The following is a 19,703-nucleotide window of genomic DNA, read 5'->3' as shown; positions in this document are numbered from 1 at the left end:
TGAACTATTTCATCACGTAAATGTTGTTAGGAGTATTTTGTGCTAACGGTCTTCTCCGGCTCCCGCCATTTTCTGTATAACAGTCATGTCTTCTATTATATCCGTATATTTATTGCACTGACAGGAACGACTCTCGTTCCTTGGTTATTAAAGGAAGAACTCAAAATAACCATTCCATTGTTGCTTGGCGTCGTTGCAGCCGCATTAACAGATTTGGATGATCGTTTGGCGGGCAGGTTACGCAATCTCATTATTACTTTAATTTCTTTCTTTATCGCTTCCGCTTCTATCACATTGCTGTTTCCCTACCCATGGCTTTTTATGCCCGGGCTGGCAATATCAACTTGTGGCTTTATCCTGCTTGGGGCCTTGGGGCAGCGTTACGCCACCATTGCTTTTGGGGCTTTGTTGATTGCCATTTATACCATGCTGGGATCATCAATATTCCCTCTGTGGTATGAGCAACCTGTATTGCTGCTTATTGGTGCAATCTGGTATAACCTGCTGACATTAGCCGGTCATTTGCTATTTCCTATCCGTCCCCTACAAGAAAATCTGGCGCGCTGTTTTCAACAGCTTTCTGTTTATCTCTATGCCAAAGCGAGCTTATTTGATCCTGACACTGAGGCTGAAGAATATAAAAGTTCGATGTTCGATGTCGCCATGGCAAATAGTTCATTAGTCACAACACTCAATCATGCCAAGAGTTCTTTATTGAGCCGTTTAAAAGGGGACAGAGGACAATCGGGTACTCGGCGTACACTGCATTATTATTTTGTTGTTCAGGATATTCATGAACGAGCCAGTTCATCTCATGTTCAATATCAAAAATTAAGAGAAATTTTTCGTCACAGTGACATTTTGTTTCGTATCCAACGATTGCTTTCCATGCAAGCACGGGCATGTGAGCAAATTTCACAATCTATTATTCTTCGGCAGCAATATCAGCATAGCACTCATTTTGAGCGTGCATTTAACTACCTCGAAAACTCCCTCACCCGCCTAAAAAACCAGCAGGGCACGAATGCCAAAACTATAGCTTTCGATAATCTTCTGAAAAACTTACGTGCAATTGATGCTCAATTAGCTGGACTCAGCTCCGGACAACATTTATTTTCCCAAAGCATCTCTCAACATATTTTTCAAAATGACAAACAAGAAGAAATTCAGCTATCCAATGAAGCTCTGACAGGCTGGAGTGATATCTGGTTTAAGTTACGCAGCAATCTGACCCCCAAATCGGCTCTATTTCGTCACGCTATCAGGATGTCTGTTTTATTATGTACAGGCTATGCCATTATTCAGCTTTTTGATTTACAACGAGGTTATTGGATCTTACTGACAAGCTTATTTGTCTGCCAACCTAATTATAGTGCCACGCGCCGCCGTTTAGCCTTACGAGTCATTGGCACATTGATGGGTATTCTGATTGGCCTGCCTATTCTCTATTTTGTGCCTTCCATTGAAGGGCAATTAGTTTTGATTGTCATTTCTGGTGTAATGTTTTTTGTTTTTCGTAATAGCCAATATGCTCATGCAACGTTATTCATCACGCTACTGGTATTACTGAGTTTCAACCTGTTGGGTGAGGGTTTTGACGTTGCGTTGCCAAGAATTATTGATACATTGGCAGGCTGTGGCATTGCATTACTTGCCGTCAGCATTATTTGGCCGGACTGGAAATTTCGCCAGTTACCTCAAGTCATTAACCGGACTATGGGAGCAAATTGCCGCTACCTCAATGCCATTTTAGAAGAATACTCTCAAGGAAAGAGTAACAGCCTGAACTATCGCATCGCTCGCCGGGACGCTCACAATAGTGATGCAGAGCTGGCATCTGTGATCTCAAATATGGCATCGGAACCCAAAAGTTATCGGATATTTCAAGAAACGGCCTTCCGTTTGCTATGCCTCAATCATACGATGTTAAGCTATATTTCTGCCTTGGGTGCTCATCGTGACAAACTCAATGACCCCGCAATCCTAGATATTCTCAGGGAAGCAATTTGCCATGTCGAGTCAGCATTAAAACAGGAGCAACTTGATGATAATGCCCTGAAAACCATTGCCAGCCAACTGATAGAAAAAAACAATCTGTCACCTTCTGAAAGCAATGGCAGAGTCCAGCTTGTGCTACAACAAATCGGGTTATTGATTGAACTCTTACCTGAAATTGTTAGTTTGATAAAACAAATCCGTGAGTAAGAGATTCAACGATAGATTTTTACATCCATGTAAGCTTAACTCCATGCGAACTCATGTATAGGGGGATTAATCCCCTATACTATACTCTCTCATCAATCTTCACTGGTTATGAACCTGTGATAATCAGTATTCTCCTGGCCTAATTCCTTGTGCCAGTTGAGCAATTCATCACGCAGTTGCTCAGGTAATACTGCAACATGACACCCTTCTATCGCCCCTGCCAATGCAAGCAATAAACTCACATTTGTTTTTTTCCTGTGTTGCTGTAGCTTGAGATAAGTCGCTTTTGCGCCCAGCATTTTTAACTCTTCTACTTTAGAGATACCGACTTTCCATAATTGCCTCTCTAAGGCGATGCCTAGGTTAGGAAGATCTTTAAGTCTCAGAGGCATTTTCTGTCTGTCAATAATTTCTTCCATCGTATAATGGTAAGCTAATCGTACATATTCAAATAACTGTTTTTGATCTTGCCAAAGTGATTCATTAACGCGGTAATACCGCAAAGTCACAGGTATTCCCCTTTTTGAATAGATAAACTTTTCCATACCTCTGGCTTTAAATAATACCTCAGCATGACTATTTCCTCGTAAATACAGCTCCCCATCTGAACTGATCGCAAATAAAACACCATCAATTGATAATCCAATGCCGCCAAATTGAGATTTTTTCTTAAGTTTTCCCAATGAAGACAAATCTTGTTGTAATTGAGCTAGTCGCGCTCCAAATAAAAGCATTTATATCGCTCCATGAATCTTATTCCAAAAGAACGTTCAATCATGCCTGTTATTAATAAAATAGATAACAAGAACAATTAATTAAAACCATACGCAAACTATTTCCAACTGCCAATCGTTAAGTCAGAAAAATCCTGATTTCTGTGAATTTTTGCGAAGCGCTTTGAAAAAAAGGATCTTGCTTTTAATCAAATAGCGTTATACTGTATATATATACAGTCCATCATGGCGAGAAACATTATGAGCATTCGATCATCATGGCAATATCTCATAGAAGAGAAAGCAACCACCGTCAATACAATCGAAAGTGAACATAAAACAGACAAAATAAAGGCTGATAAACTGATGAGGAAACAGCCTGTTGTCGGCGCTGCCCAATGCACTTCTCATACAACAAAAGGCATGGTCAGTGAACTTATCTATAATGAGCAGCAGTCTGCCATTAGCCACATTTTGTTGCCTTTATTACGTCAGTCTGGCAGTGAAGAACGATGGTTACTCTGGGTCACGCCCGATAAGAGATTAAGCCGCCAATGGTTAGTAAATTCCGGGCTACCTTTAAACAAAGTGGTTCAACTTCATCAAATCCACCCAATGGCTTCTATTGAAGCTATGGAAAAGGCATTGGCAAGTGGTAATTACAGTGTGGTATTGGGCTGGTTGCCTGAGTTATCTGAATATGAAATGAATAAATTACAATTGGCTGCGCAAAAAGGTACGGCATTGGGTTTTATTATGCGGCCACAGAAATTAGCCCATCAATTTATTTCGCAGTTAAATAGATTACACATTCACTCTATTTACTACCATTGACTTAAATTAGGATTTATCTCAATTTTTTTATAAAAAATAAGCGAGTTATAATAAAAAATCTTATTCCTGATGAAAATCAACGTGGTTATACGGTAAATATTGTAAATATTTGTCATAATTAACACATATTTGTAAGAAAGCAGATAAAAATTTTGTGTCATGAGTCACAGTGCACTTGTAACTTTTTAAGTTCGTTGTAGACTTTACACAGCTTAGGCTTGGCCATGTGACTTTCTCTTTCAGATATGACTTCTGATAAAAGCACGCCCTCCTAAGCAAACATTTTAACCAATGGCTAACAATAAGGCCTTTTAAGGTCAATTGCCTATTTGGATGATAACGAGGCATAAAATGAAGAAAACAGCTATCGCAGTAGCAGTGGCAGTGGCAACTTTCGCAACTGCTGCCCAAGCAGCTCCAAAGGATAATACTTGGTATACCGGTGCTAAGCTGGGTTGGTCTCAATACCATGACGTAAACTTCTACGGTAACGGTTATACTGACCAAATTGGTAACGGCCCTACCCGCAAAAGCCACCTGGGAGCAGGTGCTTATGTCGGTTATCAAGCAAATCCATATCTAGGTTTTGAATTAGGCTATGATTGGTTAGGTCGCATAGCTTATAAAGGTAGCGTTAATAATGGTTCTTTCCGTGCTCAGGGTGTTCAGCTGACAACTAAACTGAGCTATCCGGTATTGGATAATCTGGATGTCTACACTCGTTTAGGCGGTATGGTATGGCGTGCAGACTCCTCTGCTACCTACAATTCAAATGCCCTGGCTGGAACTAACAGTAACAGTCAGCGTCGCCTGAAAGACAACGATACTGGTATTTCTCCTCTAGCCGCTATTGGTGTTGAATATGCACTGACCAAAAATATAGCTACCCGTTTGGATTACCAGTGGACTAACAACATTGGTGATGCGAATACTGTTGGTGCCCGTCCAGATAATGGCTTACTGAGCGTTGGTGTTTCTTACCGCTTTGGTCAAGATGAAGCTGCTCCGGTTATTCCACCTGTCGCTCCAGCTCCGGCGCCTGTCGTTTCAGCTCCAACGATTGAGAGCCAGAGCTTCACTTTACGCTCTGACGTTCTGTTCAACTTCAACAAATCAACGTTGAAAGAAGAAGGCCAACAAGAGCTGAATAATCTCTACAACCAGTTAGCTAAAATTGACCCGAATCAAGGCAGCGTTCTGGTAGTTGGTCACACTGACCGCATTGGTAGCCAGAATTACAACCTGCCCCTGTCACAGAAACGTGCACAATCCGTTGTAAATTACCTGGTCGCTAAAGGCATTCCAGCAAACAGCATTCAAGCTGAAGGCCGCGGTAAAGAAAACCCAGTCACGGGTTCAACCTGCGACAATATCAAAGTTCGTACCAAACTGATTGACTGCCTAGCTCCAGATCGCCGTGTAATTATCAACATTCAGGGCACCAAAGAAGTTGTTACGCAGCCAAAAGCAGCGCAATAATATTGTCGTTATTGATTGATAAAAAAGATCGAGTTATCAAAACCCCATGTCAAAGTGGGGTTTTTATTTTTTGCCGATTTTCTCACTTACAAGGAACTATTTCCTCAATATTTCTTCCAGATCCTGTTTCAGACTTGACATCTGGTGAGCATATTTTTCTCTATATTCCGCGTCTTCTAACAACTGTGTGATTGTTTCTGATAAGGTATTGCCACGACGTTGAGAAAGGTTTGAAAGCCGCTGCCAAACATGAAAATCCAAATCAATGGATTTTTTACGCGAATGTTGTTGTTCTGCATTAAAATGACGTTTACGCCGCGCCCGGATTGTTTGCTTCATTCGATTGGATAAATCCGGATTCATATGCAATGAAATCCATTTCAGAACTTTGATCGGTTCAGGCTCTAGCTTCATCAATTCATTCACCGCGTCCTCAGCGGCACTTTTTTCAATATATTTAGTAATCGCCTCACCTTCACGGTGTTTTTTCGCTAAATATGCCCACTTCCAGCCACATTCCAGATTTTCCAACTGTTGATATTTCATTTCATCTCTCAGTGACAGCGTAACCTAAATCAAGCATAGCAATTATTTCTTTGAATTGCTCATCACAACAAAAAATATTGGGGTATTTTACAAGCAAAATGTATTGGCTCAAATATCATGCTTTCTGGATTCTGGCATGTTGGTTCATTGTTTAATCTTGTATAATCAATCTTTCCCCTTTTACTATATGTAGCGACCATTTTGACGAATATAAAATTAGACTGGCAGGCGTTACAGCCAAATACTACGCCTTATCAAGCATTCTTTGATTCTGTTTCTGAATTACCGCCCATCACAATGGCTGAGGTTCAACCCAGACTGCATAATGGGTTATCCCTCTTTTGTCAGGCCAATTTTCACCAACCTTTTATGTTGTTAAAAGCGGAAGAAAGTGATGTTTATTTGTCTCTTTTTTCTGAGATGGTTTCCTCTTTACTGCCAGAAGATCATCCGAATATTGGTGGTTACTACCAAATAGATCATCAAACTATTACCTGGCATTCCTCAGGTGAAGGCTTTTTTGCGCCAACTGAACGGGTGGCTTATCGTGAATGGATTGAGCCAGAACAATTATTTGGCAATATCTACAGTCACCAAGGTATCCTCCAATTACAGCCGGGTCTTATCCATCAAGTCAACGGCGGGGTTCTGATTTTACCTATACGAACGTTACTCTCCCAGCCATTGATGTGGGTTCGTCTCAAGCAAATGATTACCCAGCGTCGCTTTGACTGGTTATCACATGATGAAAATCGCTCTCTTCCCCTTCCTGTACCATCAATGGAATTGAATCTCCGTTTGCTTCTGGTCGGAGATCGACTCAGTCTCGAAGAGTTACAATCCATTGAACCAGAACTGACAAGTAACGCGTTATATAGTGAGTTTGAGCTGGATATGCCCTTCCATGAAGAGGACGATCTGTCTTTATGGTGTCGCCATGTTAATGAAATGACACAAAAACAGAATCTTCCTTCACTCAGCGCTGAAGCCTGGCCTGAACTCCTCAAGCAAGCCACCCGCTATTCCGATGATCAGCTCAGCCTACCTCTGGATGTTCAGTGGTTACAGCAAAAATTGAAAATAGCGGCCAATTATCAGCAAGAAAATCAGATCACCGCTGCCGCTTTAAAGCAGGCAGAAGAAAATCGCATTTGGCGGCATGGTTATTTGTCTGAACGCAGCATGGACGAAATTCTGAAAGGCCAAATATTGATTCGTACAGAAGGTTCTGTTATTGGTCAAGTCAATGGATTATCGGTACTCGAATACCCCGGGCATCCTGATCCAATGGGAGAACCATCCCGCATTAGCTGCGTCGCCCATTTAGGGGATGGTGAATTTATTGATGTGGAACGCAAAGTTGAGTTAGGTGGCAATATTCATGCAAAAGGCATGATGATTATGCAAGCCTATTTAATTTCAGAATTAAAATTGGATCAGCCACAACCTTTTTCAGCCTCCATTGTATTTGAACAATCCTATGGCGAAGTGGATGGTGACAGTGCTTCACTGGCTGAATTGTGCGCCCTTATCAGTGCATTGTCACAACAACCCCTCGACCAACAAATTGCCGTTACCGGCGCGGTAGACCAATTTGGGTATGTGCAACCTATCGGTGGCGTTAATGAAAAAGTTGAAGGATTCTTCCGCCTGTGTCACTACAGAGGATTAACGGGCCATCAGGGTGTCATTATTCCAATGACAAACGTCCAACATTTATGCCTGAACCAAGACGTTGTTAATGCAGTAAAAAATGGGCAATTTCACATTTGGGCCGTGGAGCATGTTTCTGAAGCTGCATCCCTGCTGACAGGCATTCCTTATTATGATCCACAACAAGAACATCTGTTAGCCATGATAAATGAGCGTATTACCCAGGCCAATAATCAAGAGCGGCCGAGATCCCCTTGGTTTTTACGCTGGCTGGATTAATTTCAGATATTATCTGATCGGAGTTGTTCAGCGTACAAGTGTACGCTATTCTCTAGCCTTACATAACGATAAGGCTACCTGAGAATATGTTTAAAAAACAATCATCCTATACAAAAGAAGAGCTTCATGCCTCTGGTCAAGGTCAATTGTTTGGTGAAAATGGTCCACCATTGCCTTCTGGCAACATGTTGATGATGGATCGCATCACAAAAATGTCAGAAACTGGCGGTGCCTATGATAAAGGGTATGTCGAGGCTGAATTCGATATCAATCCTGAGTTATGGTTTTTCGATTGTCATTTTGTCAACGATCCCGTAATGCCTGGTTGCCTTGGTCTGGATGCCATGTGGCAGCTTGTTGGTTTTTTCCTCGGTTGGATTGGTGGTGAAGGTAAAGGTAGAGCACTGGGCGTTGGAGAAGTGAAATTCACAGGCCAGATACTTCCTACAGCCCAAAAAGTGACTTATCGTATTAATTTTAAGCGCGTTATCAACCGTAAGCTGATTATGGGATTGGCAGATGGTGAAGTTCTGGTCGATGGTAAACTCATTTATACCGCGACTGACTTAAAAGTCGGATTATTCAAAGATACCAGTGCGTTTTGATCCGCAAATATTGATGGTTAGCAAATTCCCTGACCTCTGTTCCCTGCGCTGAACACCTCCGCGATTGCGGAGGTGATTACCCATGTAAGAACTGATTAACGTCAAACGCGATCTTCTTTAGCCTGACGCCATCCCCCCAACCAATAAGAGCGAGCATCCAATGTATGGTAAGGGCAATTTTCTCGTGGTCGCCCTTGAATACCAGCTTGATACCCTCTGGAAAGTGCTCTCTCTAAACGGTCTCTTTTTTGTCTTTTCATGCCTTACTTCCTCATTTATTACCATGAAGATGAAAAGTGATCATTTCTTGTTCTGCCTGCCTTAGTCATACCCCCATATGAAACGAAGATCAAGCAAAGAAGTTCATAGAATTGTCATAAAAAGCATTTACACTATTCGGCTGATCTCAAGAAGAAATCTGTCCGGCAATAGATCGAATCATTTGGCTATATCCCTTTGCCAGCGTAAGTACTAAGTCGGCATAGCCATCTTTTTCCTGTTTCAATTCAACGTGAAATGGTTGTTTGAAGACTCGACCTGAGTCAGAAAGTATCCAATATCCGGCTACCAACACCCGCCCGTCATACCGTCCATGAAAAGCAGTTACGGTAACATCCAGCGTCTCTGCATTTTTTTCCAGCTCCTGACCTGAGATCAGACGATTTGGCAGCTCTGCGCTCAGCTCAGAAATTAAGATTTGTTGCAGTTGCTGCTGCAATGGGCTGGCCCATAAGTGATTGGAGGCATTGATATAACTGACCTTCCCTGTTTGGTATGCAATTCCGGAAGCAGCAAGAAAATCTGAAAGATTAACGCTTTTTACCCATAGTTGCCGTTCATGCCTTACAACGGGTTTGTTTTCTGCCTGTGTTGCTCCTTCCTGCAATGTGCTTTTTTCAGGTGAAACGGCTAAAACGGGCAGTTGATAATATGTTTTTTGTGGCTGGCTACTGCTGCTACATCCTGAAATAAATAAGCTCCCAATGACAAAAACACCAGCAGAAGCAAAAAATGCCAATCTTAAAATCAACCTTTTCATTACTCAGCCGCCTTTTTAGGTTCGGGATCGTTAGTCGGTTCAGCTTCAAATACCAATGCATTACTCTTGCTGTTAAGCGTTTTCAAAACAGGTTGTAATTCACGCAATACTTGATCCAAACGCTGCATATTGTCGATTAACTTGCTGTAAGCCGGTGAACCAGGTTGTATCCCCTGCATACTGCGATTTAATTCATATAATGTATTTTGGATATCTTTAGGAAGCCCCTGAGCCTCTTTACTTGCAAGAATACGGTTTAATTCATCCATGGTTTTTTGCGCAGATTTAAGGGTCTTCTGGCTTTCTTCCAGTGCCTGCGTTGCCTGAATAAACACGGGTTCAATAGGCATTCTATTGATCTTATCCAGTGTCATAATCACTTTTTGCTGTATTTGCGCCAGACCGCCGCTGACAGTCGGCAAAATGTCATAGCCTGCAATTTCATTTGGCCCTTCCCATGGTTTTTCGTCAGGGTAAAAATCCAGATCAATAAACAACGCACCTGTCAGCAAATTGCCTGATTTCAATGTGGCTCTCAAACCTCGGGCAATAATTTCCCTCAATTCCTTTTCGGTATAAAACTCATTTCCTAATTCTTTTGAAAAACGCTCAGGCTCAATGTGAATCAATACGGGAATACGAAACTCATTATCCAACCGCTGCTTGATGCCTTCGGTATAGAACGGTATTTTTGCGACTGTCCCTACCCGAATGCCACGGAATTCTACGGGTGCGCCTTGTTGCAGGCCACGTACTGAATCAGAGAAGAATAGCAAGAAGTCTTTGTGTTCTGTATAAAGCGCATTTTGGATACTGTTCTCATTATCATAAAGTTTGAAAATGTCTTTTTCGTTGACAGGGCTACCCAATCCCCAACCTTTTGGCACATCAAAACTTACCCCACCTCCGAACAAGGTAGATAATGAAGCAACTTCAACCCGTATGCCTTGTGATGACATGTCAAAAGCAACCCCGCCGTCTTTCCAGAATCTGACATTTGTTGTCAGTAAACCATCGTAAGGAGCATTAATGAAAATCTGGTAGCGAACCAGTCTGGATTTTGGATCAAACGTTCCCGTTTCAACAGACCCTACACGATATCCCCGAAATAATACGGGGTCACCGGGAGTTAACCGCCCTGCTTTTTCACTCGTCAGGATAAGGCGCTTGCCTTTTGCATCAGGAGAAGCAAGGGGGGGTGACTCAAGCAGTGAAAATGTTCTTTCTTCTTCACCTTCTGTACTGGGCTGTAGTTCGATAAATACACCCGACAGTAATGTACTCAGGCCAGAAACCCCTTCACGCCCGATCTGAGGTTTTACAACCCAAAAAGCAGAATCTTTATGCAGAAGCCGCTCCATATCAACATTCAAACGTGCTTTAATGATTACTTTCCCTAAGTTATCACTCAGTGACACCTTTTCGACGACGCCAATGTCAACACTGCGACTTTTGATTTTTGTTTTTCCTGCCTCAATGCCTTCGGCATTGGAGGTTATCAGTGTCACTTCTGGCCCCTGATGGCTGAAATGATAAAACAGTATCCAAACACCAATAAGCACAGTAACAATTGGTACGATCCATACAGGTGACCAACTCTTGAGTTTGCTGATTCTGGCTTGAGTCAGAGCTTCTTCTTTACCCGTCACCTTTTTATCCGTCACCTTACGATTCCTCATTTTTATGTCGTGCAAATCGACTATTGGTTTTGTCCCAGGTCAAGCGTGGATCAAATGTCATTGACGCAAACATCGTCAAGATAACAACCAAAGCAAACAATACAGCCCCCATAGCAGGGTAAATGCTCATTAACTGCCCCATGCGAACCAAAGACGATAATACGGCTATCACAAACACATCAATCATTGACCAGCGACCAACAAATTCGACTATTTCGTAAATAAAATGCATCGTTTCAGAATTATGACGCCCTTGATTTTTAGCATCCCAGCACAACCAGCTAATCGCCAGCATTTTCAATGAAGGCACCATGATACTGGCGATGAAAATAACCATGGCTACGGGATAAGATCCTGAACTCCAAAGTAAAATAATCCCTTCCAAAATGGTGGAATTAATATGGCTCCCCAATGCCTGAGTGACCATGATAGGCAATAAATTCGCCGGAATATAAAGTATGACTGATGTTATCAATAACGCCATTGTGCACTGGAGGCTATGGCGGCGGCGAGCATGTCCCTTTGTCTTGCAGCGAGGGCACCGGGATTGCTCAGCAGGTAAAATGGCGGTACAGCATTGGCAAAGCCTGACACCTTGCATCAAACCGGGTTTTCCGGCTTGTAAGGTGTGACAAAATTCAGGGGCTGGCTCGATTGCATTCCAAAACCAATGTCTGTCAAGGCATTGAAATGCCCTGATCTGAAATAGACAAAATAAGCAATAAGGCAGGAAACTCAAACCGATACTGATATCGCCATATGCCATGAGCTTAACAAAGCTCACCAAAATCCCCGCCAGAAAAATTTCTGCCATGCACCAGCTTTTCATTTTAAACAGAATGCGGGCCAGCTCTATCTTCAGGCGGTGCGCCATTTTAACGTTCTGACATAAGAGAATGATGGCCAACATACAAAATGTTGGCACAAACTGAACAAAAATCAGGAAGAACACTGCCATGCTGGAATAGTCTTCACTGAACATCACCCTCGGGATTTGAGTCAGCGTAATTTCGCTGACAATCCCCGCAACACTCATGCTAATAAAGGGAAACAGGCAAGCCAGAAACAACATCGACAAGGCGCTTACTGCATAGACTGTCGGCTGGCCGCGCGGCCTTTTCCACTTTGCTGTCAGCAAAGTGTCACAGCGCGGACACACCGCTTTTTTCCCTTGTTCCAAATCAGGTACAGCCGCCAGCATGTCACACTGGGGACAAAGAACCAGCTTGTCATGCTGATGGTTATTGGAACACAAAGTGTTTCTCCTTTAACAAAAACGATAAGCTTCTCTCAATTGGCAGCGATCATCCATTTTTCATCATTTCCAGTTCCTGCCAACGGTCAAACGCTTTTTCCAATTCTTGTTCTTTATTTGTCAATTCATTCAGAACATTTTGTGTAACTTCGTGAGGCTGGTTGAAGAATTCAGGGTCACTGACCTGAGATTGCAATTTCTCAATCTCTTCTTCTAGCTTTTCCAATAATGATGGTAGTTGCTCTAGCTCTCGCAGTAAATGGTAACTTATCTTATTATTTGCCCGCTTGGATGTTTCCTTCGGTTTGACTGCCTTGGTTTCAGGATTACTTTTTTTCTCTGAAGACTGGAGCAGGGAGACGGCTTGTGCACGCTGCTGCTGGGCATCATAATACCCCCCCATATAATTGTTGACTTCACCTTCGCCTTCAAAGATCCAGCATTCAGTTACCGAGTTATCAACAAATTGACGATCATGGCTCACCAAGATGACTGTTCCCGTATAGCTATCAACCATCTCTTCGAGTAATTCCAGCGTTTCAACATCAAGATCATTGGTTGGTTCATCAAGGATCAGTAAGTTGCTTGGTTTCAGGAATAAACGCGCCAGTAACAGACGATTGCGTTCTCCACCGGAAAGTGCTCTGACAGGCGTCATCGCACGTTTAGGATGAAAAAGAAAATCCTGCAAATAACCCAGTACATGACGGGAACGTCCGTTAACCATCACTTCCTGTTTACCATCTGCAAGGTTATCTATGACTGTTTTATCGGGATCCAGTGCCGCGCGGTGCTGATCAAAATAAGCCACTTCCAGTTTTGTACCACAGTGAATGCGCCCGCTATCTGCCGTCAAATCTCCCAGCATCAGCTTCAATAATGTTGTCTTGCCGCAACCATTTGGCCCGATCAACGCAATTTTGTCGCCACGTTGAACCTGAGCCGAGAAATTTTTGACCAATGTTTTATCACCAATCCGGTAATTCACATTTTCCATTTCAAACACTATTTTACCTGAACGTGCTGCTTCTCCGACCTGCATTTTCGCCGTACCCATAACATTACGGCGTTCTGACCGTTCAACACGCAGCGCTTTTAATGCCCTTACCCGCCCTTCATTGCGCGTGCGCCGTGCTTTAATTCCCTGACGGATCCAAACTTCTTCCTGCGCCAGTTTCTTGTCGAATTCAGCATTTTGCATTTCTTCAACACGCAATGCCTCTTCTTTGCTTTCAAGGTATTTATCGTAATTACCCGGCCATGAAGCCAGTTTTCCCCTGTCCAAATCAATAATGCGTGTTGCCATGTTGCGAATGAATGAACGGTCATGGGAAATGAAAACAAGGCTTCCTTTGAAGTCTTTCAGGAAATTTTCCAACCATTCAATCGTATTAATATCCAGATGGTTGGTTGGCTCATCAAGAAACAAAACTCTTGGTCCACAAACCAGCGCTCTGCCCAGCGCGGCCTTACGCAACCAACCACCAGACAGTGAGGATAATTTTGCTTCTGCGGGTAATGACAGTTGTTTCAATACGTCGCTGATCCTGCTATCCAGTGACCAAAGACCACGGGTATCCAATATTTCCTGCGACTCAGCCAGCTGCTTAAGGTTTTTTTCACTGGGGTCCGTTTCCACCAAACGGGAAATATGGTGGAATGCTTTGATATACCCGGCCTGCTCTTTAACGCCTTCCGCGACAAAGTCAAATACTGTGCCTTCTACATCACGGGGAGGATCTTGTTCTAAACGGGCAACAACCAAATCTTGCTCATAAATGACCTGCCCATCATCTAATGGCTGCTCTTTCGCCAGAACACGCAATAATGTTGATTTTCCTGCGCCATTGCGTCCAACCAGACAGACCCTTTCATTTTCTTCAATATGCAACTCTGTGTTATCCAACAGCGGTGCATCACTGAAGGATAACCAAGCACCAGATAAACTAATCAGTGACATAATATTATTTTTCCTCGCCAGCGTGACACAGCAACCAACAGTTATGAATCTGACGGTTACGGGCAAAATCCTGAGATAATGTTTTTCCTGTTATTTCGTTTGCAACCAGCCCTAATTTCTCCAGTTCAGCAAAATCCATTTTGAATCCTCGCTTATTATTGGAAAACATCAGGGTTCCACCACGACGCAGCAAACGTTTTAATTGTTTCATTAGTTCAATGTGATCACGCTGAACATCAAAAGTGTCTTCCATTCGCTTAGAATTGGAAAATGTGGGGGGATCAATAAAGATCAAATCAAATTGTTCACGGGTTTGCGCCAACCATCCCAAGCAATCGGCCTGAATTAAACGATGCTGGCGTCCGATTAAGCCGTTCGCCTGTAGATTCTTTTCTGCCCATTCGAGATAAGTGCGGGACATATCCACCGTCGTTGTTGAGCGTGCTCCTCCCAATCCAGCATGAACTGTCGCAGAACCGGTATAGGCAAATAAGTTGAGGAAATCTTTGCCCTGGCTCATTTCACCCAGTTTTTTGCGGGCAATACGGTGATCAAGGAACAGTCCTGTATCCAGATAATCGGTCAGGTTAACCCAAAATTTCGCACCGTACTCGTTGACCAAAAAGAACTCTTGTTTCTCGGCCATTTTTTCATATTGGCTTTTGCCTTTCTGACGTTGGCGTGTTTTCAGGATCAGTTGGTTGGATGTTAAACCCAGCACATTCATTGTGGCGCTGATAACATCAAACAAACGTTGACGAGCTTTATTGGCATCCACAGTTTTTGGAGGGGCATATTCCTGAACGACAATTTTATCCGCATAGCGATCAACGGCAACGTTGTATTCAGGCAAATCTGCATCATATAAACGGTAGCAATCGATACCTTGCTGCTTAGCCCATTTACTGAGTTTTTTCTCATTCTTGCTCAAGCGGTTTGCATAGTCTTCTGCAATCCCGGTATCCAATGGCTTCGGACTATCCGACAATGGCTCAGATCTTTCGATAGATTGGATAGAATAGTTTTTCTGAACACAATCCAGCGGGCCATTTTTCGCTTTAAACTCGCGCTCTGCACGTAATTGCAGGCAACTCAACAGTTCTGGTGAAGCGCTGAACAATGATAAACGCCAGCCCGGAAAACGGCTTTTCATTACACGACCGAATATGCTGTGTAAGGCTATCAAGGCCGGTTCACTTTCAAGACGCTCACCATAAGGCGGGTTGCTTAATACCGTTCCCACCACACCTTCTGGCAGTGGATTTTCCAGTTTACTTGCATCTCCCTGCTGGAACTGGATCAATTGTGCAACGCCTGCTCTGCGCGCATTTGAGCGTGCCATATCCATGACACGGCGATCGATATCTGCGCCGAAAAAGCGCGAAGTCGTCTCCTGTAGCCCTTTACGAAAACGCACTTGTGCTTCCGTTGTCACTTCACGCCAGATTGTTTCATCAAATTTCAGCCATGACATGAATCCCCAATGCGTACGATGCAAGCCAGGGGCACAATCTGCTGCCATCATGGCGGCTTCAATTAATAATGTTCCTGAACCACACATAGGGTCGACCATGGGCGTACCGGTACTCCAGCCCGAACGCATAATAATGGCTGCGGCAAGGGTTTCTTTCAGGGGAGCTTGTCCCGCCAAGTCACGGTAACCACGGATATGCAGACTGTCACCACTCAAATCGAGTGAAACGGTTGCTTTTTCTTTATTTAAGAAGACGTTCACACGGACATCCGGCTGTTGCTTGGCAACATCAGGACGCTGCTTTACTTTGCGCATAAAGCTGTCAACAATGGCATCTTTAACTTTCAGTGCGCCATATTGTGTATTTCTGATCTCTTCATTTGTGCCGCTGAAATGCACCGAGAACGTGCTGTCGACAGAGAAAATCTCACTCCAGTCAATCGATTGGACACCAAGATACAAGTCCAGATCGCTATAGACCTTGAATTCGTTGAGCGGCATCATGATACGGGATGCCAGTCTGCTCCACAGCAAACTTTTATACATCACCCTATCATCGCCCTGAAAATGAACCCCACCTTGGGCAATCTTACAGGATTGCGCTCCCAGCATTTCCAGTTCGTTCTTTAACAGTTCTTCCAGTCCACGTGCCGTGCTGGCAAAGAGAGAGTTCATTTTATTAATCACCACAAAAAGTTCACCACAAAAAAATCGTGGCACATTATAGCCAATACCAGCGACATGTCATAAAGTTGCTGACACGATCAAATATAAAAATATTTTGGAGAGAACAGATGTTAACCCTGTCGCGCCTCTATACCTATCCCGTTAAATCCATGCGCGGATTGCAACTTTCGCATTCCCTCGTCAATGAAAGTGGCCTTACATTTGATCGAAATTTTATGATAACCACAACGGACGGCACTTTTATGACGGGTCGCCAGTATCCACAGATGCTGCTGTTTACGCCAACTATGCTCCATAATGGCCTCTATTTACGAGCCCCGAATGGAGAAAGCGCAACAGTGCTTTACACTGATTTTAAAGAAGGGCGTTCACCCACCGAAGTTTGGGGAAACCATTTTACCGCTTTAGTCGCCCCCGAATCGATAAATACTTGGCTCAGTAGTTTTTTTGATACTCCTGTGCAACTTCGATGGATCAGTGAAGAATTAACTCGGCGGGTAAAGAAATTTCCTGATGTCTCATTATCTTTCGCTGATGGCTTTCCTTATCTAATTATCAATGAGGCGTCTTTCAATGCCTTACAGCAACGCTGTCCTGCCAGTATTAAAATAGAACAATTCCGCGCCAATATGATTATCACCGGCGCAGAGCCTTTCGAAGAAGATAACTGGCGGGTTATTCAGATCGGCGATCTTATTTTCGACCTCCCCAAACCTTGTAGCCGCTGCATTTTAACCACTGTCAGCCCGGAGAGAGGCCGCAAAAATCCCCAGGGCGAACCGCTGGCAACGTTGAGTTCTTTCAGAACAGCCGAAGAAGATGGTGCCGTCGATTTTGGGCAAAATGCAATTGCACGTAACAGTGGCATTATTCGCGTTGGTGATCATGTAAGGGTTTTGGAAAAGAGAACACCGCGCAAATATGGCAGTGGCCAGCAAACCAAGGATTTAACTTTACAGAAAACCGTTGAACAGTCTGTTTCCATTGAGTTCAATGGGCAGCATTTTATTGGAAATAATCAGCACATTATTTTAGAACAATTAGAAAATCAAGGTATTAGAATACCTTATTCATGTCGCGCGGGTATATGTGGTTCTTGTAAGATATCCTTAATTGAAGGTGAGGTATTACCTCTTAAATCGACAGCCATTAAAGAAAATGGAAAAATTCTGGCCTGTAGCTGTATCCCTAAAAATGATTTGGTCCTTAAATTAAGCATTAATAGTCTATAACAATCATATTTTTATTTAAGTCAGAGAGTATGGATAAGGTTATCTGTCTGACTTTTATATCCATATCTATTGTTAATTTTTAATCATTTTTTAATTGAGGAAATATTCTGTAAAAAACAGTCAGGAGAACACCATGAAGAATATATTTGAAAGCAGGTGTATATGAAATGAATAATATATGACCTAAATTAAATCGCATAATCGTATATCGTTTTCTGGATAGGTTCAATGTAAGGCATCAATCGGTCATTCATCACTTTAATCGGGGTACAGAAATCCATCACTTTGTCATTCAGCTCTAATTTTTCTTGTGCCAATAGACACAGGCTGGCATTATTACCCACTTCAACCACCATAAAAAGAGCTTCAACACCACTATCCTGCACACGTGCCTGAACAATTTCTCCGTGTTCTGGTTTCGCCATTAAAGAAAAACTTGAGAAATACCAACTCTTCGGCATTTGTGGTTTCATAAAACGAAACGCAACGACGCCATTCAAGGCCAATTCGGCCCGAAGTGCCGGGGCAATATTAATATGGCGGGAATGTTCTTCAAAAGCATAATAAAGTGCAGCATCATCAACAGAGAATGACATCTCTTTCATTGTTACAGCAAAATCAATCAACATTTTAGCGGGAAAACGAGAACGAAAAACCATGCCATTGGCGAGATCAAGCATGACACGACTATGCTCAGGATCGAAATACCAGCGCCACTGATCATCAGGTTTAATTTTCATTATCTACCCTTCTATGCCAAAAATAGTTTTTTGGTTAAAAACAAACACCACCATCAAATGGAAATTCAAAAAACGATAAAATTTTAATCTATTAAATAAAATATAGACGAGTTGGGGGCAGAAATAAACCCCCAGCCCAAAATTGCAGTAGATACTCAAATATGATTGATAATATCTTTGATTAATTTAGGACCTTTATAGATAAAACCAGAATATATCTGAATCAATGAAGAGCCCGCTTCCATTTTCTCTCTGGCTGCGACAAGCGAATCAATTCCGCCCACACCAATAATCGGTATTTCGCCTTTTAATTCTTGGGAAAGGCGCCGAATGATTTCAGTACTGCGCAACTGTACAGGACGGCCACTTAATCCTCCTGCCTGCTGACTGTAATTCAACCCTTCAATGATCTTTCTATCTAATGTTGTATTCGTTGCAATAACACCATCAATCTGATGACGAATTAAACTATCAGCAATTTTTATTAATTCTTCTTCTGAAAGATCAGGTGAAATCTTTACTGCAACGGGAACATACTTTTGGAACTTCTGCTGAAGTTCGTTTTGCTTGTTTTTGATCGCAGATAGCAGATCATCCAGTGCGTCACCGTACTGTAAGCTCCTCAAGCCGGGTGTATTCGGAGAAGAAATATTGATGGTGATATAACCTGCATGAGGATAAACTTTATCCATGCAAATCAAATAGTCATCTTTTCCATTCTCTACAGGGGTATCTTTATTTTTACCAATATTGATCCCAATCACGCCATCATATTTCGCGCGTTTGACATTCTCAACCAGATTATCCACACCAAGGTTGTTGAACCCCATCCGATTGATAATCCCCTCAGCTTCAACAACACGAAATAGCCTTGGTTTATCGTTTCCGGTTTGTGGGCGAGGTGTTACGGTGCCTATTTCCACAAAGCCAAAACCCATCGCGCCAAATGCATCAATGCAATCACCATTTTTATCAAGGCCAGCGGCTAAGCCCAGTGGATTTTTGAAAGACAGCCCCATGCAAGTAACAGGTTTGGTGGCAACGGATTGGCGGATAAGACATTCGAAAGGAGTACCAGTAACGCGTTTGAGTTGGCGGAAAGTCAGTTCATGCGCTTGTTCAGGATCAAGCTGGAACAGGGCCTTCCGTACTAGAGAATAACACATTTAGATTAACCTATTATTTTTATGCAAGAATTGCTAATTTTACATTTTAGATTATGCACAATCCTGTATATATATCATTGCTGCTTTGTCGTGACAGGGAAAGGCCGCTAAATTTACCATTATATGAGTAAACAAAAAAGCCTTCGTTATCTTTCCT

At 42.7% G+C, this 19,703-nt stretch carries 16 protein-coding genes; 6 read left to right on the top strand and 10 right to left on the bottom strand.

The window, feature by feature from the left end; translation table 11 throughout:
• The first annotated feature begins 39 nt into the window (after nt 1-39).
• Nucleotides 40-2,205, top strand: coding sequence for a YccS family putative transporter (gene yccS, locus Xsze_RS12570; protein ID WP_038237282.1), 2,166 nt, complete (start codon nt 40-42; stop codon nt 2,203-2,205).
• A gap of 92 nt (nt 2,206-2,297) precedes the next feature.
• Here yccS and Xsze_RS12565 read toward each other — a convergent pair whose 3' ends face one another.
• The gene (locus tag Xsze_RS12565) at nt 2,298-2,939 is read right to left on the bottom strand and encodes a TfoX/Sxy family DNA transformation protein (RefSeq protein WP_038237279.1); all 642 of its coding nucleotides are present in this window, start codon (nt 2,937-2,939) and stop codon (nt 2,298-2,300) included.
• A 240-nt stretch (nt 2,940-3,179) separates the two neighbouring features.
• Here Xsze_RS12565 and sulA point away from each other — a divergent pair, with 240 nt between their 5' ends.
• On the top strand, nt 3,180-3,752 hold the full coding sequence (sulA, locus tag Xsze_RS12560; protein WP_038237276.1) for an SOS-induced cell division inhibitor SulA: 573 nt from the start codon (nt 3,180-3,182) through the stop codon (nt 3,750-3,752).
• Nucleotides 3,753-4,103: 351 nt separating this feature from the next.
• Nucleotides 4,104-5,231 carry a porin OmpA gene (gene ompA / locus Xsze_RS12555; protein ID WP_038237273.1) on the top strand — a complete coding sequence of 376 codons (1,128 nt, stop codon included), beginning with the start codon at nt 4,104-4,106 and terminating at the stop codon, nt 5,229-5,231.
• A 96-nt stretch (nt 5,232-5,327) separates the two neighbouring features.
• On the opposite strand, the gene matP is transcribed toward ompA, so the two are convergent.
• On the bottom strand, nt 5,328-5,777 hold the full coding sequence (gene matP / locus Xsze_RS12550; RefSeq protein WP_038237271.1) for a macrodomain Ter protein MatP: 450 nt from the start codon (nt 5,775-5,777) through the stop codon (nt 5,328-5,330).
• Between the two features lie 201 nt (nt 5,778-5,978).
• On the opposite strand from matP, the gene Xsze_RS12545 reads away from it, so the two are divergent.
• Both Xsze_RS12545 and fabA read left to right on the top strand, forming a co-directional pair.
• Entirely contained in the window at nt 5,979-7,709 is a 1,731-nt protein-coding gene (locus Xsze_RS12545) for an AAA family ATPase (RefSeq protein ID WP_038237269.1), read from the top strand.
• A gap of 86 nt (nt 7,710-7,795) precedes the next feature.
• Entirely contained in the window at nt 7,796-8,314 is a 519-nt protein-coding gene (fabA, locus tag Xsze_RS12540) for a bifunctional 3-hydroxydecanoyl-ACP dehydratase/trans-2-decenoyl-ACP isomerase (protein ID WP_038237267.1), read from the top strand.
• Nucleotides 8,315-8,415: 101 nt separating this feature from the next.
• On the opposite strand, the gene rmf is transcribed toward fabA, so the two are convergent.
• The 6 genes from rmf to rlmKL form a co-directional block, all read right to left on the bottom strand.
• Nucleotides 8,416-8,574 (bottom strand): ribosome modulation factor, encoded by a 159-nt coding sequence (gene rmf, locus Xsze_RS12535; RefSeq protein WP_071991771.1) that lies wholly within the window; start codon nt 8,572-8,574, stop codon nt 8,416-8,418.
• A gap of 146 nt (nt 8,575-8,720) precedes the next feature.
• Nucleotides 8,721-9,353: a membrane integrity-associated transporter subunit PqiC gene (pqiC, locus tag Xsze_RS12530; protein ID WP_038237265.1), complete on the bottom strand. Its 633-nt coding sequence runs from the start codon at nt 9,351-9,353 to the stop codon at nt 8,721-8,723.
• Nucleotides 9,353-11,002, bottom strand: a complete 1,650-nt coding sequence (gene pqiB, locus Xsze_RS12525) for an intermembrane transport protein PqiB (protein ID WP_038237309.1) — start codon at nt 11,000-11,002, stop codon at nt 9,353-9,355. Before pqiB ends, pqiC begins: the two co-directional genes overlap by 1 nt.
• 16 nt (nt 11,003-11,018) lie before the next feature.
• Nucleotides 11,019-12,287, bottom strand: coding sequence for a membrane integrity-associated transporter subunit PqiA (gene pqiA, locus Xsze_RS12520; protein ID WP_038237262.1), 1,269 nt, complete (start codon nt 12,285-12,287; stop codon nt 11,019-11,021).
• Between the two features lie 49 nt (nt 12,288-12,336).
• Nucleotides 12,337-14,247, bottom strand: coding sequence for an ABC transporter ATP-binding protein (locus Xsze_RS12515; RefSeq protein WP_038237259.1), 1,911 nt, complete (start codon nt 14,245-14,247; stop codon nt 12,337-12,339).
• A 4-nt stretch (nt 14,248-14,251) separates the two neighbouring features.
• Nucleotides 14,252-16,396, bottom strand: coding sequence for a bifunctional 23S rRNA (guanine(2069)-N(7))-methyltransferase RlmK/23S rRNA (guanine(2445)-N(2))-methyltransferase RlmL (rlmKL, locus tag Xsze_RS12510; RefSeq protein ID WP_038237256.1), 2,145 nt, complete (start codon nt 16,394-16,396; stop codon nt 14,252-14,254).
• A 119-nt stretch (nt 16,397-16,515) separates the two neighbouring features.
• Here rlmKL and Xsze_RS12505 point away from each other — a divergent pair, with 119 nt between their 5' ends.
• Entirely contained in the window at nt 16,516-17,640 is a 1,125-nt protein-coding gene (locus Xsze_RS12505; protein ID WP_038237255.1) for a YcbX family protein, read from the top strand.
• A 188-nt stretch (nt 17,641-17,828) separates the two neighbouring features.
• Here Xsze_RS12505 and Xsze_RS12500 read toward each other — a convergent pair whose 3' ends face one another.
• Complete coding sequence (locus Xsze_RS12500; RefSeq protein WP_038237252.1) at nt 17,829-18,380, bottom strand: cell division protein ZapC; 552 nt, start codon at nt 18,378-18,380, stop codon at nt 17,829-17,831.
• A 155-nt stretch (nt 18,381-18,535) separates the two neighbouring features.
• Entirely contained in the window at nt 18,536-19,546 is a 1,011-nt protein-coding gene (gene pyrD, locus Xsze_RS12495) for a quinone-dependent dihydroorotate dehydrogenase (RefSeq protein ID WP_038237250.1), read from the bottom strand.
• Nucleotides 19,547-19,703: the final 157 nt, after the last annotated feature.

It is taken from the genome of Xenorhabdus szentirmaii DSM 16338 (genome assembly GCF_002632585.1).
Taxonomy (GTDB): Bacteria; Pseudomonadota; Gammaproteobacteria; order Enterobacterales; family Enterobacteriaceae; genus Xenorhabdus; species Xenorhabdus szentirmaii.
The sequence above is the reverse complement of the archived record's forward strand: the minus strand, read 5'-3'. Positions and strand labels throughout refer to the sequence as shown.

What these genes read in the sequence shown, in the direction of transcription:
- matP (WP_038237271.1), bottom strand. Translation starts at nt 5,777, where the DNA reads ATGAAATATCAACAGTTGGAAAATCTGGAATGTGGCTGGAAGTGGGCA.
- pqiC (WP_038237265.1), bottom strand. Translation starts at nt 9,353, where the DNA reads ATGAAAAGGTTGATTTTAAGATTGGCATTTTTTGCTTCTGCTGGTGTT.
- fabA (WP_038237267.1), top strand. Translation starts at nt 7,796, where the DNA reads ATGTTTAAAAAACAATCATCCTATACAAAAGAAGAGCTTCATGCCTCT.
- Xsze_RS12500 (WP_038237252.1), bottom strand. Translation starts at nt 18,380, where the DNA reads ATGAAAATTAAACCTGATGATCAGTGGCGCTGGTATTTCGATCCTGAG.
- pyrD (WP_038237250.1), bottom strand. Translation starts at nt 19,546, where the DNA reads ATGTGTTATTCTCTAGTACGGAAGGCCCTGTTCCAGCTTGATCCTGAA.
- rmf (WP_071991771.1), bottom strand. Translation starts at nt 8,574, where the DNA reads ATGAAAAGACAAAAAAGAGACCGTTTAGAGAGAGCACTTTCCAGAGGG.
- ompA (WP_038237273.1), top strand. Translation starts at nt 4,104, where the DNA reads ATGAAGAAAACAGCTATCGCAGTAGCAGTGGCAGTGGCAACTTTCGCA.
- sulA (WP_038237276.1), top strand. Translation starts at nt 3,180, where the DNA reads ATGAGCATTCGATCATCATGGCAATATCTCATAGAAGAGAAAGCAACC.
- Xsze_RS12505 (WP_038237255.1), top strand. Translation starts at nt 16,516, where the DNA reads ATGTTAACCCTGTCGCGCCTCTATACCTATCCCGTTAAATCCATGCGC.
- Xsze_RS12565 (WP_038237279.1), bottom strand. Translation starts at nt 2,939, where the DNA reads ATGCTTTTATTTGGAGCGCGACTAGCTCAATTACAACAAGATTTGTCT.
- Xsze_RS12515 (WP_038237259.1), bottom strand. Translation starts at nt 14,247, where the DNA reads ATGTCACTGATTAGTTTATCTGGTGCTTGGTTATCCTTCAGTGATGCA.
- rlmKL (WP_038237256.1), bottom strand. Translation starts at nt 16,396, where the DNA reads ATGAACTCTCTCTTTGCCAGCACGGCACGTGGACTGGAAGAACTGTTA.